The organism is Candidatus Roseilinea sp. NK_OTU-006 (assembly GCF_012931985.1).
Taxonomy (GTDB): Bacteria; Chloroflexota; Anaerolineae; order J036; family Brachytrichaceae; genus JAAFGM01.
The window spans coordinates 67,054-83,356 of sequence record NZ_JAAFGM010000005.1 but is presented as its reverse complement, the minus strand read 5'-3'; the positions used below and the strand labels follow the sequence as shown (position 1 = coordinate 83,356).

At 63.9% G+C, this 16,303-nt stretch carries 15 protein-coding genes; 4 read left to right on the top strand and 11 right to left on the bottom strand.

The features are described from left to right. Positions 1-12 precede the first annotated feature (12 nt). The 5 genes from GXH28_RS04730 to GXH28_RS04710 all read right to left on the bottom strand — a co-directional run bounded on the left by GXH28_RS04730 (position 13) and on the right by GXH28_RS04710 (position 4,786). The gene (locus tag GXH28_RS04730) at positions 13-927 is read right to left on the bottom strand and encodes a transporter substrate-binding domain-containing protein (RefSeq protein WP_169237868.1); all 915 of its coding nucleotides are present in this window, start codon (positions 925-927) and stop codon (positions 13-15) included. Positions 928-1,003: 76 nt separating this feature from the next. After that, a complete protein-coding gene (locus GXH28_RS04725; protein WP_169237867.1) occupies positions 1,004-1,651 on the bottom strand; it encodes an HAD family hydrolase in 648 nt (215 codons plus the stop codon). A 130-nt stretch (positions 1,652-1,781) separates the two neighbouring features. Further along, positions 1,782-2,642, bottom strand: a complete 861-nt coding sequence (locus GXH28_RS04720; RefSeq protein ID WP_240550187.1) for a PIG-L family deacetylase — start codon at positions 2,640-2,642, stop codon at positions 1,782-1,784. A 40-nt stretch (positions 2,643-2,682) separates the two neighbouring features. Further along, on the bottom strand, positions 2,683-3,771 hold the full coding sequence (gene ltaE, locus GXH28_RS04715; protein ID WP_169237866.1) for a low-specificity L-threonine aldolase: 1,089 nt from the start codon (positions 3,769-3,771) through the stop codon (positions 2,683-2,685). Positions 3,772-3,937: 166 nt separating this feature from the next. Then, entirely contained in the window at positions 3,938-4,786 is an 849-nt protein-coding gene (locus tag GXH28_RS04710; RefSeq protein WP_169237865.1) for a sugar phosphate isomerase/epimerase family protein, read from the bottom strand. Between the two features lie 275 nt (positions 4,787-5,061). Between GXH28_RS04710 and GXH28_RS04705 the strand changes: the two genes are divergently transcribed. Further along, the gene (locus GXH28_RS04705; protein ID WP_169237864.1) at positions 5,062-5,751 is read left to right on the top strand and encodes a DUF1405 domain-containing protein; all 690 of its coding nucleotides are present in this window, start codon (positions 5,062-5,064) and stop codon (positions 5,749-5,751) included. Positions 5,752-5,764: 13 nt separating this feature from the next. On the opposite strand, the gene murA is transcribed toward GXH28_RS04705, so the two are convergent. The 5 genes from murA to GXH28_RS04680 form a co-directional block, all read right to left on the bottom strand. Continuing rightward, positions 5,765-7,054, bottom strand: coding sequence for a UDP-N-acetylglucosamine 1-carboxyvinyltransferase (murA, locus tag GXH28_RS04700; protein ID WP_169237863.1), 1,290 nt, complete (start codon positions 7,052-7,054; stop codon positions 5,765-5,767). 112 nt (positions 7,055-7,166) lie between these two features. Further along, positions 7,167-8,465, bottom strand: a complete 1,299-nt coding sequence (locus tag GXH28_RS04695; RefSeq protein ID WP_169237862.1) for a dihydrolipoamide acetyltransferase family protein — start codon at positions 8,463-8,465, stop codon at positions 7,167-7,169. Between the two features lie 76 nt (positions 8,466-8,541). Beyond that, complete coding sequence (locus GXH28_RS04690; protein ID WP_169237861.1) at positions 8,542-9,525, bottom strand: alpha-ketoacid dehydrogenase subunit beta; 984 nt, start codon at positions 9,523-9,525, stop codon at positions 8,542-8,544. Between the two features lie 3 nt (positions 9,526-9,528). Beyond that, the gene (gene pdhA, locus GXH28_RS04685; protein WP_169237860.1) at positions 9,529-10,569 is read right to left on the bottom strand and encodes a pyruvate dehydrogenase (acetyl-transferring) E1 component subunit alpha; all 1,041 of its coding nucleotides are present in this window, start codon (positions 10,567-10,569) and stop codon (positions 9,529-9,531) included. A gap of 280 nt (positions 10,570-10,849) precedes the next feature. Next, positions 10,850-11,401, bottom strand: a complete 552-nt coding sequence (locus GXH28_RS04680) for a cob(I)yrinic acid a,c-diamide adenosyltransferase (protein ID WP_169237859.1) — start codon at positions 11,399-11,401, stop codon at positions 10,850-10,852. A gap of 46 nt (positions 11,402-11,447) precedes the next feature. Between GXH28_RS04680 and GXH28_RS04675 the strand changes: the two genes are divergently transcribed. Together GXH28_RS04675 and GXH28_RS04670 are read left to right on the top strand one after the other, a co-directional pair. Continuing rightward, a complete protein-coding gene (locus GXH28_RS04675) occupies positions 11,448-12,422 on the top strand; it encodes a LysM peptidoglycan-binding domain-containing protein (RefSeq protein ID WP_320447918.1) in 975 nt (324 codons plus the stop codon). Positions 12,423-12,628: 206 nt separating this feature from the next. Further along, positions 12,629-13,864 carry a saccharopine dehydrogenase NADP-binding domain-containing protein gene (locus tag GXH28_RS04670; RefSeq protein WP_169237858.1) on the top strand — a complete coding sequence of 412 codons (1,236 nt, stop codon included), beginning with the start codon at positions 12,629-12,631 and terminating at the stop codon, positions 13,862-13,864. Between the two features lie 19 nt (positions 13,865-13,883). On the opposite strand, the gene GXH28_RS04665 is transcribed toward GXH28_RS04670, so the two are convergent. Beyond that, complete coding sequence (locus GXH28_RS04665; protein ID WP_169237857.1) at positions 13,884-14,681, bottom strand: HAD-IB family phosphatase; 798 nt, start codon at positions 14,679-14,681, stop codon at positions 13,884-13,886. Positions 14,682-14,724: 43 nt separating this feature from the next. On the opposite strand from GXH28_RS04665, the gene GXH28_RS04660 reads away from it, so the two are divergent. Next, positions 14,725-16,263: a YifB family Mg chelatase-like AAA ATPase gene (locus GXH28_RS04660; RefSeq protein ID WP_169237856.1), complete on the top strand. Its 1,539-nt coding sequence runs from the start codon at positions 14,725-14,727 to the stop codon at positions 16,261-16,263. The last annotated feature ends 40 nt before the right edge of the window (positions 16,264-16,303 follow it).

Genomic DNA, 16,303 nt, shown 5'->3' with positions numbered 1-16,303 from the left:
CCATGCTGCGTGTCACTTCGTCAGCTTGGTCAGGTCGAAGCCGTCGTAATACTTCTTCGAGATGGCCGACAGCGTGCCGTCGGCGTGCATGTCCTCGACGATCTTGCTCAGCGCCGCCAGGAACTTGGCGTTGGGTTGCGCGGCCTTGTCAATGCTGATGCCCACCCGGTCGGCGAACACGGTGGGACCGAGCGTCACCACCGGCGCGCCTTTCTTGATCGCGTCGGCCAGCACGTTGGCCGCCGTCAGCACGGCGTCGTAGTCCTTGCGGCCGGCCTGCATGGATTGAATGCACTCCAGGTCCGTCTTCACCGTCGCCACCTTCGCATTCTTCGGCGGCGGAATGACCTCACCTTCCATTTCAAGCGTGCCATTCAGGTACTGCTCATAGACGGTAGACTCGCCCACACACACCGTCTTGCCTTCTAGGTCGCTGAGGTCCTGGATGGCGTCCTTCAGGTCAGCGCGCACCCCGAACTGCGCCGCGGTGTAGTAATACGGCGGGGTGAAGTCGAGCACCTTCTGCCGTTCGGGGGTGATGGTCATGCTGCCGATGCTCACGTCCCAGCGGCCGGCCCAGTTGCCGGCCGTGATCGCGCTCCAGTCTGGGGTGACGAACTCCACCTTGACGCCCAGCCGCCGGCCCACCTCATAGGCCACATCAATATCGAAGCCGGTCCAGGTCTTGGTCTTCTCGTCGAAATAGCTTTGTGGCGCATAGTTCGCATCGGTGCTGACGCGCATCACACCGCGCTCTTTGATGATGTCGAGAAGATCTTTCTGGCCGGCAGCCGGCGCGGCCGTCGGCTGCTCCGCTTGCGGCGCCGCCGTGGCAGACGAGGCCAGTGGTGGTGGCGGAGGCGCGGCGCAGGCGCTCAACATCGTGGCAACGAGACATGTCACCGGCAGAACGCGTGTACGTTTCATGGTTCTCACCTCTTCGCTCTATTAGGATGGACGATTGCGCGGGATTGTAGCGACAGGGGGGAGGGATGCAAGCGCCTCAGTAAAAATACTCGATCGGCCAACTGCGCTCTCGCGCGTAGCGCCTCAGCATCCGGTCGGGGTTGACCACGACGGGATGACCCACAACATCCAACAACGCGCGGTCGGAATACGAGTCGGTGTAGAAGGTACACTGGCTCAGCGACGCACCACGCTCGGCGGCGATGCGCTCGCCCCAGATGCGTTTACCCTCGCCGTAGCATGGCTCGCCCACAATGCCGCCGGTGAACCGGCCGTTGACGATCTCCAGCTCCGTACAGCGGTAGGGGATGCGCAGATGGCGCGCGACCGGCTCGACGGCAAACTGCGTCGAGGCCGAAAGCAGAACGACGCAGTCACCCTGCTGCTCATGCGCCCTCAGCCGGGCCAGCGCCTTCGGTGCAATGTGAGGAAGCACATCCTCCTCCACCCACCGATCGCACAACTGCTTCGTCGCCGCTGCATCGCCGCCGCGAACGCGCTGGCTCAAGCGCGCCATCGCCCTCGGAAAGTTGAGCAGGTTGAGCGAGTACTGCATGCTGATCATCATCACGCCGATCAACTCGCGCGTGGAGATCATGTTTCGCCGCCACAAATACTTCACGTAGAGCGCGCCGCTGCTTGCATCCAGCAGCGTTTTATCCATATCGAAGAAAACGATGCCCATAGTCCGTTGGATTGGGGATTGGGGATTAGGGATTAGACTCCAATCTCCAATCCCCAATCCCCAATCCCCAATCCCCAATCTCCAATCTCCAATCCCCAATCCCCAATCTCCAATCTCCAATCTCTAATCTCTAATCCCCAAACAACCCCGTCTCCAACTTCTCGCCGCGCCGATAGGGCGGATAGGCGCGCGCGAAATACTCGAAGCTCGAATTGCGTCGGAACAGGAAGCGCACGATCCGGCTTCCCCTCGCCGGCGGTTGCTGGCTGGCGTGGCAATCCGATGCGGCCTGCTTGATGCGAGCGTAGCGCCGCGTGTCTATGCGCGTCGTGACCGGCACGTCCCAAGAAGCAATTTGCACCAGATCAATATCCTTGTTACGACCAAAACGGCGCGGGTCTTGCCGGAGCAGCGGCATGACGCGCACGCCCAGCTTGAGCAGGCGCTTCGGGATAATCGTGAAGTAGAGGCGCGGCGCCGGCGCGTTTTGCTTGACCACCGACCACAGGCCGTCGGGCTGCAGCTTCCATTCGATACCATACAACAGCTCGTAAGCGCGCATAGTCGCCTGATGCAGCTTGACATGATCAGGGTGGCCATAGCCGCCGTATTGATCATGCGTGATGATCGCGTCGGGCCGCAACCGCTCGATGAAGCTGGCGATGCGTCCAGCTACTTCATCCAGAGGCGCAGCGTGCAGCGTTCCTTCCATGCCGTTGTGGGGCGCGCCGGCCATGCCGCTGTCGCGGTAGCCCAGGAAGTGCACCCCCGCCAGGCGCAGTTCCTTCGCCGCACACGCCAACTCCGCCATGCGCAGTTCGGCGACGTCGGCATAGCCATTCAGGCGCTCGGCGTCCACCGTGCCGGATTCGCCGCGCGTGCCACACAGGTAATGCACGGCTACGCCGTGATGGGCATACTTGGCCAGTGTGCCGCCCGGACCGAACGATTCATCGTCGGGATGAGCAAGGATGACGAGCAGCGTCGCCATGGCCAACAGCATACACGACGGGTAGATGCCGGCTGATTCATCAGTAAGCATGAACCTTGCCGTCCGCCGCCCGCCCACGCCCGTCATGCGTGACGTGCGCAATCACCTGCGCCGCCTCGACCACTTCGTCGCGCGAGACGTAGCAGTGCGTCACGGCGCGGATGCGGCGCGGGCCAGTCGGCAGCATCTTCACCCGTTCGGCGGCGGCGCGCTTGCACAAGTCGGCGGCGTCGAACGGCAAAGCCGGATCGAGGTCGAAATACACCATGTTGGTCTTCACCCCAGCCAGGTTGACGTGCAACCCCTCGACGCAGGCGATGCCCTCAGCCAGGATGCGCGCGTTTGCGTGGTCGTCGCGCAGGCGCTCGACCATCTGCTCTAGCGCCACGATGCCAGCCGCGGCGATCACGCCGGCCTGGCGCATGCCCCCGCCCAGCGCCTTGCGCCGTTTGTGCGCGATGCGAATGAACTCCTTCGACCCGCACAGCACGCTGCCGACCGGGCCGCTCAGCCCCTTGCTCAGGCAAAACGTCACGCTATCGGCGCACTGCGCCAGGGCTTTCACATCCACGTTCTGCGCCACAGCCGCGTTGAAGATGCGCGCGCCGTCAATGTGCAGCTTCAATCCGCGCGCATGGGCGAGATCGGCAACCTGGCGCGTGTACTCTGGCGTGAGATAAGCGCCGCTCATCCGATTGTGTGTGTTCTCCAGCGCAATCACGCGGGCCGGCGCAAAGTGGGCGTTGTCGGGGCGAATGGCCGCTTCGATGTCTTCCAGCCGGAGCGAGCCGTCCGGTTGGTTGGGAACGACATACGGCAAGATGCCCCCAATGGCGGCCAATCCGCCGGCCTCGTTGGTGTAGACATGCGACCCATCGCCAACGATCGCCGCGTCGCCGCGTCCGCAGTGCGCGAGCAGCGCTGTCAGGTTGCCCATCGTCCCGCTGCTGACCAGCAACGCCGCCTCGTGGCCCAACTTCTCGGCCGCCAGCTCCTGCAGCGCGTTGACCGTGCGGTCTTCGCCGAACACGTCGTCGCCCACTTCGGCGGTTGCCATCGCCTCGCGCATGGCCGGCGTGGGTATGGTCAACGTGTCGGATCGGAGGTCAATGAAGCCGTTGAGCGCCATGCGCGGATTCTAGCGCGGACTCACCTCACGGGGCGCTTTTGGGGGCATTCGTCAGTGGGGTCAGAAGTGTACGCTGGGCGCGTTCTGCCCCATTCGCGGCACAGATAGGCGCGGAACGGAGTCCAGGTGCGAATGCGCCCGGTGCGCTTCCGAGATCGGAGATTCATCAGGCATCATCCAACACGCGAATGCCGAGCTCGTCGGCGATGCGATGGAAGAGCGCGCTCACCTGCGGTAGCTCTTCGGTTGTGTTGCCCTCAGCGATCACCGGATAATCGGGCGAAAGCGCTTCCATGTGCCGGAAGAGCGCTCGAAAGTCCACCAGCCCCCGCCCCGGACAACCCTGATCCACCCGAACGTTCAGATGGTTGACCGGCCAGGCGTCTTTGGCGTGGCAACTGACGATGTATTCACCCAGCGTGTCGAAGTCGGATGCGATCGCCGCTGCCGAGTCGTATACCGTCTTCAACGTCAGCCAGTTGGCCGAGTCATAGTCGCTGCGCACCCAAGGCGAGCCGACTTCATCCAACACCTCGCGGGTCACGCGCGCGTTCTCCAACGTCACCGTCTGTGCGCCTTCCAAACAGAGATACACACCGGCATCCTCGGCAGCCGGGGCGCACTCTTTCAGCGTCTTCACCAATTGGTGGCGTGCTTGGGCCGTCCAGTTGTATGGATGCGGCCACCATGACGCAGCATGTACGCCGGCGCTGTCGGGATGCATCGAGCCAGGTCCGGTGTCTATCGCCCGCGCGCCCATCCATCCAGCCAGCCGAAGCGCCGCCTGGATCACGCGCACCGATTCGCATCGGACGCTCTCATCCGGCGTGATCATGTTCTGCCAGTAGCCGGTCGCCTGATACATGCGCAGACCTTCGCCAGCCAAGATATCGCGCACGCGCTGCGCAACATGGCGCGGTGTTTCGCGCGGATCGTTGGCGGCGAAGCGCGTGAAGATGCCGCTGAAGCCGAGCGCGCGCACTCGGCGGCATAGCTCCGGCGTCAGATCGTTCATGTCTGCGGGCAAGAAGCATCCGCTCATTCCCAAGCGCATCGTGCATCGCTCCTGTGTCGAAGAGATTCGTCGCAATCGTAGCATTCTGTCAGACCAAATAGCGCTCAACGCGCTCCAAGTGCGTTGAGCGCTAGCTGCTTCACAGTGGCCTACCCGCGACAGGTGAATGGTTCATTTGTAACTCGTCTGAACAGCCCCATGAGTTCGGCGGCCTGATGCAACCATGCGGGCTCGCTTCGTGCATCTGCGCTACACTTCCGGCCACGAGGTGACCGATGCGGTGGATTCGCACATTGAGCGATTGGGTGATCTGCACGCCAGCGCTGGCCTGGTCGGCGTTCGGCGCTTGTGTTTTTGCGTTCGTCTTCGGCACGGTCGGCTGGTATGGCAGCTTCTTCGGCGAGGTCAACGCGCCGCTATGGGCATACCCGTTCATCCCCGATTGTCCGCTGGCGGCGCTGATGTTCGGCATCGCCTTCATCCTGATGCACCTGAACCGCACCAGCAACCTGCTCAACCAGCTCGCAGCGGTGTTCTGCATCAAATACGGTGTGTGGACGATGTCGTTCTGGGCGCTGTACTGGGCGCGCACCGGCAACGTCGAACTCAGCGGCGTGTTCAGCGGGCCGGTGATGTTCGTTACGCACCTCGGGCTGACGATCATGGGGCTGTTGCTGCTGCAATACGCGCGGCCCGGCGTGCGCGACTCGCTCCTCGCGTTCGGGTGGTTCGTGCTCAGTGACATCGTGGACTACGCGCCGATCGCGCCTGGTCGGTTGGGCGGCTACGGCTACTACCCACCGCTGCCTTGGATCAACGGCGATCCGGCGGCGCTCACGCCGGCCATGATGTGGAACGCCATCGTCATGACCTGGCTGGCGAACGGACTGTTGTTGATCCGCGCACTGGCCCATCGTCACAAGGTCGCGGAGCAGCCCGCGCCGGCGCGCGCATCGGCGCGGTGACCCCGGTGAGGCTTCAAATCGGCCGGCGCTCGATCTGCGCGCCAATGGCGCGCAGCTTCTCCTCGAAGCGCTCGTAACCGCGATCAATCTGCTGCACGTTCTGGATCACGCTCTCGCCCTCAGCACAGAGCGCCGCGATCACCAGCGCGACGCCGGCGCGAATATCCGGGCTTTGCACGCGCTCGCCGCGCAGCCGGCTTGGCCCTTGCACCACACAGCGGTGCGGGTCGCACAGCACGATGCGCGCCCCCATACTGATGAGCTTGTCCACCCAGTACAGGCGGCTCTCGTACATCTTCTCGTGAAAAAGCACGCTGCCCTCGGCCTGCGTGGCGGCCACGATGGCCGAGCTGATGGCGTCGGCGGGGAAGGCCGGCCAGGGGTTGTCGTCAATTTTCGGCATATAGCCGTCGAACTCCGGCTCGACCACCAGGCGCTGACTGCCCGGCACGAAGACGTCCGCGCCGTGCGTCTCGAAGCGGATGCCGAGCCGGCGCAACACCAGCCGCGTCATGCCCAGGTGCTGTGGGTCGGCGTTACGAATCCACAGCCCCCGTTCATCGGCGCAGAGCGCGCCGATGACGATGAAGCTGGTGACCTCGATGTTGTCGGCGCCCAGCGTGAACTCCGCCCCGCCCAGCCGGTCGCAGCCATGAATCACCAGCGTGTTCGAGCCGATGTGCTCGATGTGCGCTCCCATGCGATTCACGCAGCGGCACAGGTCTTGTACGTGCGGCTCGCTGGCAGCATTGCGCAGCACCGTGACGCCCTTCGCCAACGCCGCTGCCATGATGGCGTTTTCGGTGGCCGTCACGCTGGCTTCGTCGAGCAGAATATCGGCTCCGGTCAGGCCGGAAGTGCGGATCTGAAATTCGCCGTTGACGCTGATGCTTGCGCCGAGGGCGTTGAAAGCGAGGAAGTGTGTGTCGAGCCGGCGGCGGCCGATCACATCGCCACCCGGCGGCGGCAGGTTGATGCTGCCCACGCGCCCCAGCATCGGGCCGGCCAGCAAGATGCTGGCGCGAATCTCTCTGCACAAGTCGCGACTCAGCGCACGGGCGTTCACGTCGGCTGCCTGTAGGCGCAGGCTATTGGGCGCAATCCACTCTACCGACACGCCAAGCGTCTGCAGCAGGCGCGCCATGATTTCCACGTCACGGATGCGCGGCACGTTGTGCAGGATCAGCGGCTCTTCGGTAAGCAAGCTGGCAGCCAGCAGCGGCAGCGCCGCATTTTTGTTGCCAGAAGCAACAACCTGACCGCCCAGGCGCACGCCGCCTTGAATGATGAATTCCGAATTCATTTTGATTGGAATGATCTAGGGAACAGCCTCATTGCGTGCGCGCAGGTTTGGCGTCGCACGACAAAAAAGCCGCTTGTCGTCTGGGACGGCAAGCGGCGTCGCATGGCGCTCCCTAGAGCACCAAGCTCCAGGGATTCTCGAGCAGACGCTTGATCTCGTTGATGAACTGCGCACCCTCAGCGCCGTCGGTCAGGCGGTGATCGCCGGAGAGCGTCATGTTCATCATGGTGCGGATCACGATCTCGCCATCGCGCACCACCGGGGTCGGCGTTGCCGTCGCCACGGCCAAGATGCCGGCGTCAGGCTGGTTGACGATGGCGATGAAGTTCTCCACGTTATACATGCCCAGATTGCTGATGGTGAACGTCTGCCCCCCCGTATCACCCGGCTGCATCTTGTTGCTCCGTGCGCGCTCAGCCAACGCAGCCATCTCCTGGCTGATCTGCTTGAGCGTCTTCTTGTCGGCGTCGCGCACGGTCACCGTGACCAGCCCCCCTTCGACCGTCACGGCGTTTGCGACGTGCACGTAATCGCGCCTCTGAATGCCCTCCGCCGTGAATGCAGCGTTCATGTTGGGGAAGCGGCGCAGCGCCAGCGCCACCGCGCGGATGACCATGTCGTTCACCGAGACCTTCACTCCCTCCGGCTTCAGCGACTCGTTGATCTGAGCGCGCAACGCTAAGGCAGCGTCCATCTCCACGGCCACCGTGATGTAGAAGTGCGGCACCTGCTGCTTGCTGGCGACCATGCGCGCCGCGATGGTCTGGCGCATGCGCGTGAGCGGTTGCATGACGCTGGGCGCGGCAGGCGCTGCGGCCTGGGCGACGGGCGCGGGTGGCGGCACTGGCTCCGGCGCCTTGACGACCGGGCTGACCGTCGGCTTGCTCACCGGCGCAGGCGACGAAGGCACAAACGCCTCGACATCGGCCTTGGTGATGCGGCCATCCGGGCCGGTGCCTTTTACGTAGCGCAGGTCAATGCCGCGCTCCTCGGCCAGCCGCCGGGCGACCGGCGTCGCGATAATCCGCCCCTGATGAACGATCTGCGGCGCAGCGCCAGCCGGCTGCGTCCGAGGCTCGGTTTGGGGAGCCGCGTTCGACTTCGACGCCTCCGGCGCCGGTTGAGACGCCGACTGCGGCGAAGCGGATGGCGGCGCACCCGCGATAGGTTCATCCGGGGCAGCGATGATGCCGATGACCTGGCCCACAGGGACTTTTTGGCCGGCCTGCGCAAGAATCTTGCGCAACACGCCGCTGCTGAACGACTCAATTTGGATGGTCGTCTTGTCGGTTTCGATCTCCGCGATCGGCTCGCCTTTCGCCACAGGATCGCCTTCCTTCTTTAACCAGGCGGCGATCGTGCCTTCGGTCATGTCGAACCCCATCTGGGGCATAGTGATTTCTGTAGCCATATTTTGGAACGCAGCACTGAGAAGCGAGCATTCGTCGAGCGGATATTCTCGTGTTTTGCTCGCTCGGTGCTCGATTTTAGTATTGCTTCTGCATCATCGCGTGCACGGCGGCGATCACATCTTCCGCGAACGGGAGCGTTGCGCGCTCCAGGTTTCTCGCGTAAGGCATCGGCACTTCCAAGCCGGCCACCCGCGCGATCGGTGCGTCCAGGTCGTTGAACGCCATTTCCTGTAACGACGCGGCGATCTCCGCGCCCAAGCCGGCCGTGCGCCAGCCCTCTTCAACCACAATGACGCGGTTGGTCTTGTGGACGGATTCCAGCGCCAGCGATAGGTCGAGCGGGCGCAGCGTGCGCAGGTCCACGATCTCGACGTCTATGCCCTCTTCGGCCAGGATGCGCGCAGCTTTCAGGCTCTCCATCGTCATACGCCCCCAGGTCACGAGGGTCACATCCTTGCCCCGCCGCTTGTAGTCCGATACACCGATGGGGATCAGGTATTCCTCATCGGGGACCTCGCCGCGCGTGCCGTAGAGTTGCAGATGCTCCAAAAATACGACCGGGTCGTCATCGCGGATGCTGGTCTTCAGCAGCCCTTTGGCATCGTAGGGCGTGGACGGCGCAACCACTTTCAGACCGGGGACATGGGCGAACCAGGCGTCGAAGTTCTGCGAGTGCGTTGCCGCAGTGCGGCCGTGGCCGTTGGGCGTGCGGATGACCATCGGCACCTTGATCTGGCCGTTGAACATGTGGCTTTGCTTAGCGGCGTGGTTGACGATCTGATCCCAGGCCACGAGCGTGAAGTTGACAGTCATGATCTCGCACACCGGACGCATCCCCCCCATGGCGGCGCCGATGCCGACGCCGATGATCGCCTCTTCGGCGATAGGCGTATCGCGCACACGTCCGGGGAATTCTTTGGCCAGGCCAGAAGTGACGCCGTATGCGCCGCCGCCCGCATAGGCCACCACATCTTCACCCCAGATCACAACGGTGGGATCGCGCTGCATCTCCTCACGCAGCGCGCGCTTCAATGCTTCGCGATAAGTGATTTCTGCCATGGCTCATGCGTGTTTGCCGTTCGTCGGGATGTCTTTTGCAATCGTGGGCGGGCGGATGAGCGAGCCAGCGATTTGCATATTCCGAACGGGTTGTTGGTAGATGTAATCGTAGAGCGTGTCCAGCGCAGGCTCCGGGCTCTTATCGGCGAACTCGATCGCGTCTTCGACTTCCTGCTCAACGCTCTTTTGGATGTCATTCAAGTCTTTCGGCGTCACCAGGTTGCGCTTCAGCAACACCTCGGTCGCGAAGCGGGTGATTGGGTCGCGCTCCTTCCACCGCGCGATCTCGGCCTTGTCGCGCTGCACATCGGGGTCGGCCATCGAATGGCCACGGTAGCGGTAGGTGACCACGTCGAGGAAGGAAGGACCTTCACCTTTGCGCGCGCGCTCCGCCGCACGACACACCGCTTCGCGCACCGCCATCACGTCCATGCCGTCCACCTGTTCAGCATACATATCGTAACCGGCGGCTTTTTGGATCATCGGCACGGCGCTGTGCACGTCGTAGTGCGTCCCCATCGCGTACTGGTTGTTCTCGACCATAAAGATGATCGGCAAGTTCCACAGCTTGGCCCAGTTCATAGCAGCGTGGAAGGTGCCGATGTTGGTCGAGCCGTCGCCCATCGAGCAGAGCGTCACCCGGCCGGTCTTGAGATACTGCGCTGCGGCGGCCAGCCCAGCCGCCAGCGGCAGATGGCCGCCGACAATCGCGTAGCCGCCCCAGAAGCGGTTCTTCACGTCCACCAGGTGCATCGAGCCGCCGCGCCCGCCGGTGGTGCCCGTCGCGCGCCCGAACAGCTCGGCCATCACTGCGCGCGCGGACGAACCGCGCGCCAGCGCCCAGCCGTGATCGCGATAGTTGACCACCACATCGTCATCGGGATGCAACGCCGAGACCGACCCAACCGCGACCGCCTCTTGCCCGTTGTAGAGGTGCAAGAAGCCGGCGATCTTCGCTTTGGCATACATCTCTGCCGCGCGATCCTCGAACACGCGGATGAGGACCATTTGCCGGTAAAGTGCAACGAGATTCTCTTTATCCATCTACTTCTCCGTAAAATGTTTCTCCTCGACATGCGCCGAGCCGGCTTATGCGCTCATCGGATTCCTTGTTGAATTGGACACAGCCAGGGCGCTCACACGCGAGCCGAAGCGCTTACTCGGCGTTGATAGGTAGAACACCACATCGCTGTCGGTGGTTCATCGCAGCGCAGCAACATGGATGCGCTTGAACGAAGACGTACGATATAGCGCCGGAGCGCGCAGATATTTTACGCATACCCACCCAAGCTGAACCGCTCAGGCAGGATAGCCATCGGATCGTTCAGCCTTTCGCCAGCGTCACATTGCTCACGCCGGCCAGGGCATTTTCATACAAACTCAGCACGAACAACAACGATGACAGGCGATTGAGATAGCGCACCAATTCCACGTTCTCCACCAGGCCATCGTGCACGAGATGCACGACCAGGCGTTCTGCGCGACGAACGACGGTACGCGCCAGGTCAAGGTACGCGCCCGGCAGCGAGTCGCCCGGCACGACGAATTCCTTGGGAAGCTGGATCAACGCGGTGATGGCGTCAGTCTGCTCTTCCAGCCAGGCTACGCGCTGCGCGTCTATTTTGCGAAATTGTGGCGCCGCCTGTTGTGTAGCAGCCAGCTCGGCCATCAGGTGATATAAATCGCGCTGGGCCGTGAGCAACAACGCGCGCGTGCGCTCGCTCTGCGCTGCGGCGCGCGCGATGCCAATGGCAGCGCTCGATTCGTCCACCGTGCCGTATGCCTCTGGCTGCGGCATATATTTGGCGACGCGCCCTTCGCCAAGCAGGTTGGTGAAGCCATCATCCCCGGTGCGCGTGTAAAGCCGATTGACCATGACCATGTCATTATAGGGGGTTGAGCTGTATCGGTATAATGCTGGCGTGTTGCCTCGCGCGTCGCTTACGTATGCTGCCGGCCTGCTCGCTTCACTGATGATCTCCGGCTGTTCGGGCGCAGTGAGCAACCAGCCGCCGACGCTGCCCCCTACGGTCACCTTGCCCACCCCGCGGCCCACGCTTACTCCACGGCCCACGCCCACGCTCGTTGCAGCAACGCCGCCGGCGCCCAGTCAACCGGCCGCCACGCCCACGCCGGTGGTCTACATCGTGCAAGCCGGCGACACACTGATCCCCATCGCAAATCGCTTCGGCGTGAGCGTCGCCGAACTGATCGCCGCCAACGGCAACCTCGACGCTACGCGCCTGCAAATCGGCCAGCGGTTGATCATCCCGCAGTTGCGACAGCCGGCCCCATCCGACGGCTCACTCCTCCCCTCGCCAACGCCGGTGCCTTATGAGATACGCAGCTTGAATTCCGTCCGCTCGCCGGCGGGCAGCCTGGATGTGATGGGTGAAGTGTTCAACCCCGGGCCGACAGGTATGAGCAACGTGAAGGTGCTGGTGACGCTCCAAGACGACGCCGGCAATGCGTTGCAGAGCGCCGTCGCCTCTGTTCCCCTCAGCGTTGTCCCGGTCAACCAGACCTCGCCATTCCGCGTGTTATTCACCAACCCACCACCAGGCTTCGCCAAGTTCGTCGTGGTGCCGCTGCGCGCAGAAGCCGCCGACCCCCGCGCGTTCATCATCCCGCTCGCCATCAGAAACGTAACCGGCCGGCCCGACGGGCCGCAGTTCCGCGTCACCGGCGAGATTGCCAACACCACCGCCGATACGGCCAACCAAGTGCGCCTGCTGGTGACGATCTACGACGCCGAGCGGCGCGTGGTGGGCTACCGCTACTTCGCCCTGAGCGAGGCACCGCTGGCGCCGAACGGCGTCTTGCCCTTCGACGTGCTGCTGACCACGGCGACGCCCAACGTTGCCAGCTTCGCCGTATACGCCGAGGGCGCGCGGTGATGTCGCGCGCGCTGGGCTTGTCGAGACCTATAGCCATCCGCCACTGCCTTCAGGCACCCGGAAGTCCCAAATTGCCTGAGGGTAGAATTAAGGCGCTCGCTTCGTTCAGCTCCCGTCCAAGTCCGCGCGCTCAATCATTCCCGGTTGCCGGCCGGCCATCGCCCCCGCCGTCATCGCCTACGGCCGGCCCGAGAGAGCAACGCGATATGGAAGAACGCTATCGAACGTCGCGCCTTCCCCCTGGCCTGCTGATCCTGGGCGCATCCGGCGGCGTCGCCCAGGCCCTGTTACAACTCCTGCCCGAATACCGCCACGAGTTCGGCGAGCTGGTCTTGATGGACGGGCGACGCGGCGTGACCGATTCACCCTTCCTGGATCATCGCGCCCTGCGTTACACCTTTATCGAGCACCACCTGGACATCCGGCGCGCCGATGCCGAATTGGCGCCTATCTGTACACGACACGCCATCGGAATCGTCCTTGACCTGACCGACGCGCGCAGCCTCCCTATTCTCAAGGCGACGCACCGCGCCGGCGCCAGCTACATCAACACCATGCTCAACGACGAGCGCTTCACGGTGCCGGAACAGCACGCCCAAATCCTCTCTTGCAGAGCCGAGTTTGCGAGTCGGCCGCATCTGCTCTGCACCGGCATGAACCCCGGCATCGTCAATCACTGGGTCAGCCAAGCTATCGTGCGCCATGGCCGGCCGCATGAGATCGCCTTCTTCGAATTCGATAGTTCTGCGCCGGCCGACATGCCGCCGCACGAATGCGCGCCGTTTATCACCTGGTCGCGCAAGGAGTTCCTGCACGAGATCGCGGAGGAGCCCGGCGGAAGGCTAAGCGACGGCGGCGAGATCGAATGGCTTCGGCCGAACGCGCTCAGCCATCCGGTGGACATGCGCCCGCATTTAGCGCCGATCGTCGCGCGATCCAGCTATCCGCGCGGCATGTTGTTGCTGCATGAGGAAGTCGTCACCCTCGGGCGGCGGTTCAACCTGCCGGCGTCGTTCACCTACGGCATTCACCCCGCGTCGCTGGCCGCGCTGCGATCGAGTTGGCTGAGCAACGACCGATTGACCGTCGCGGACTTGCTGCTGGCCGACAACGTGACCGTGCCCCTCGCCGGCAGTGACCTCGTCGGCGTATGGTTGCAATACGACGATCGCGATGTGCGGATCTTCAATGTGATGCACAACCGCGACTTGCGCGGCACGAATGACACTTATCGCCAAGTCGCCGTCGGCGTGTTGGCCGGCATCCGCGCGATGGCGCACGGGCAGATACCGTGCGGCGTGCACTTCGTGGAAGACCTAGACTCGCTCGTATTCGCAGAGACGGTGCGCACCCACATGGTCGTGCAGGAGCACATCGTCTGGAAGCCACAACCGGAAGTGCAACCGGTGCGGCGCGACGTTCCGTTGGCGCGGCATACCTGAACCCCGCCCGCGCCGACGCTCAGTGCGTGCACACGACCAATGCCTGCGGATCGGCCTCGATGAGTTGCCTGGCACGGCGCTTCACCGGCAGATGCTCACCCTCGCCATCGTCTAAGGCCAGCAACAGCACCGGGGATAGGCTGGGTGAGCGCAAAAAGATGGGGGAATTGGCTGCCACGAGCGGCCGCACCACGACGCCGCCGAAACCGACGAAGACGTTGACGGCGTGGGCCGCCGCCAAGTCGCTCGACCCATCGCCCACCAGCATGGCCCGGCAACCACGCTCCCGCAGCCGGCGGATGACCTCGGCCTTGCCATGCTGCGTGGTCAGCGGCGACTCGTCGTACATTAGATACGACTCATCGGGATTGCCGATCTCGCTGCAGCGCTGATAGTCCCACCAGCGTCCGCTCAACTGGTTATAGGACAAGCCGACGGCATGAATCCGCTCGCGCGGCACCCCCAGCCACAGGCCAAAGCCAACAACCGCATCGGCCAGGCCGCCGCTGACGATGAACACCTTGCGCCCCAGCGCGTGCAGGGCCGCGATCGTCTCGCGCGCATCGGGCGTGACGGTGCGCTTGTAGGCTGCCTCGATGGCGCGCAAGTCGGCGCGCGTCGGCGCCAGCAAGCGCAGCCGTTCGGCATAGACCTCCTGAAGCGGGATGCGCCCGTCCATGGCCGCATTGGTCAGCGCGGCGATGCGCTCCTCCACGCCCTTGAGCCGCGCCAGCTCGTCAATGCCCTCGATTGTTGAAAGGGTGCTATCGCAATCGAAAAACACCTCGTCCACCGGCAGGGGACGCCGCTTCAACATGCGATTGATTGTATGCGCGAGCACGCTATCATCGGCGGTATCCATGCTGGCTAAAGTCTATTCGTGCGCCATCCTCGGGCTAGAGGGCCACATCGTCGAGGTAGAAGTGGACAGCGGACGCGGTTTGGCGACATTGACGCTGGTTGGCCTGCCCGATGCCGCGGTGAAGGAGAGCGGCGAGCGCGTCCGCGCCGCCATCCGCAACAGCGGCCTGCGCTTCCCCACCAACCGCGTCACGGTCAATCTTGCCCCAGCCGACCTCAAGAAGATCGGCCCCAGCTACGATCTGCCGATTGCCCTTGGCCTGTTGATGGCGTCGGAGCAGCTCGCCCCGGGCTGCCTGGACGGCGCCATGGTGATGGGTGAGCTGGCGCTGGATGGCGCCGTCCGACATGTGCGCGGCGTCTTGCCGGCTGCAGCCTTCGCGCAGGCGCAGGGCTTTCGCCGCATCTTCGTGCCGGCTGCCGACGCCGGCGAGGCAGCGCTGATCAACGGCATCGAGGTCATCGCTGTCGAATCGCTGGGGCAACTGGTCAGCGGATTGAACGGGACAGCGCCACTGCAGGCTGCGGCGCCAAGCCTGCCGGCGCGTCCGTCCACAGCGCCGATCGCGCCTTCACCGATCACCGATTTCGCAGAGATCAAAGGACAAGAAACCGCCAAACGCGCCTTGGAAGTGGCCGCCGCCGGTGGGCACAATGTGCTGATGATCGGCTCGCCCGGGGCCGGCAAAACGCTGTTGGCGCGCGCTTTGCCCGGCATCCTGCCCGATCTGACGCTCGAAGAGGCGCTCGACATCACGCGCATCTACAGCGTGGCCGACATGCTGCCCACGGATACGCCGCTGATCCAGCAACGCCCCTTTCGCGCGCCGCATCACACCATCAGCCATGCCGGCATGATCGGCGGCGGCAAGCTGCCGCGGCCGGGGGAGGTCTCGCTGGCACATCGCGGCGTGCTCTTCCTGGACGAGCTGCCCGAATTCGACGCGCGCACCCTGGAGGTGCTGCGCCAACCGATGGAGGACAAGGTCGTGACGATCTCACGCGCCTCCGGCGCGCTCACCTTCCCCGCCAACTTCCAGCTCGTCGCAGCAATGAACCCCTGCAAGTGCGGCTGGTATGGCGACCCGATCAGGCCGTGCACCTGCACGCCGGCCCAGATCAGCGCCTACCAAAAGAAGATCAGCGGCCCATTGCTGGACCGGATAGACATCCATTTAGAGGTCACCCGGGTGCCTTTCGAGAAGCTCAGCGACCTACGCCCGGGCGAGTCATCGGCCACGATTCGCGCGCGCGTCCAGGCGGCGCGCGACCGTCAGGCGCATCGCTTCCGCGGCACATCGCTCACTTGCAACGCCGACATGGGCGTGGGCGACCTGCGGCGCTATTGCGAACTCGATGAAGCCGGGCGCAGCCTGATGAAAGCTGCCATGAACCGGTTGCAACTGAGCGCGCGCGCCTTCCACCGCGTGCTCAAGCTGGCGCGCACCATCGCCGACCTGGCCGGCAGCGACCGGATCGCCTCCATTCACCTTGCGGAGGCATTGCAGTACCGCCCGCGCAGGCAAGAGGGAGCTTAGCGCCGAGCGTCGGCGACAAAGCGGACGCCAATGCTACAAT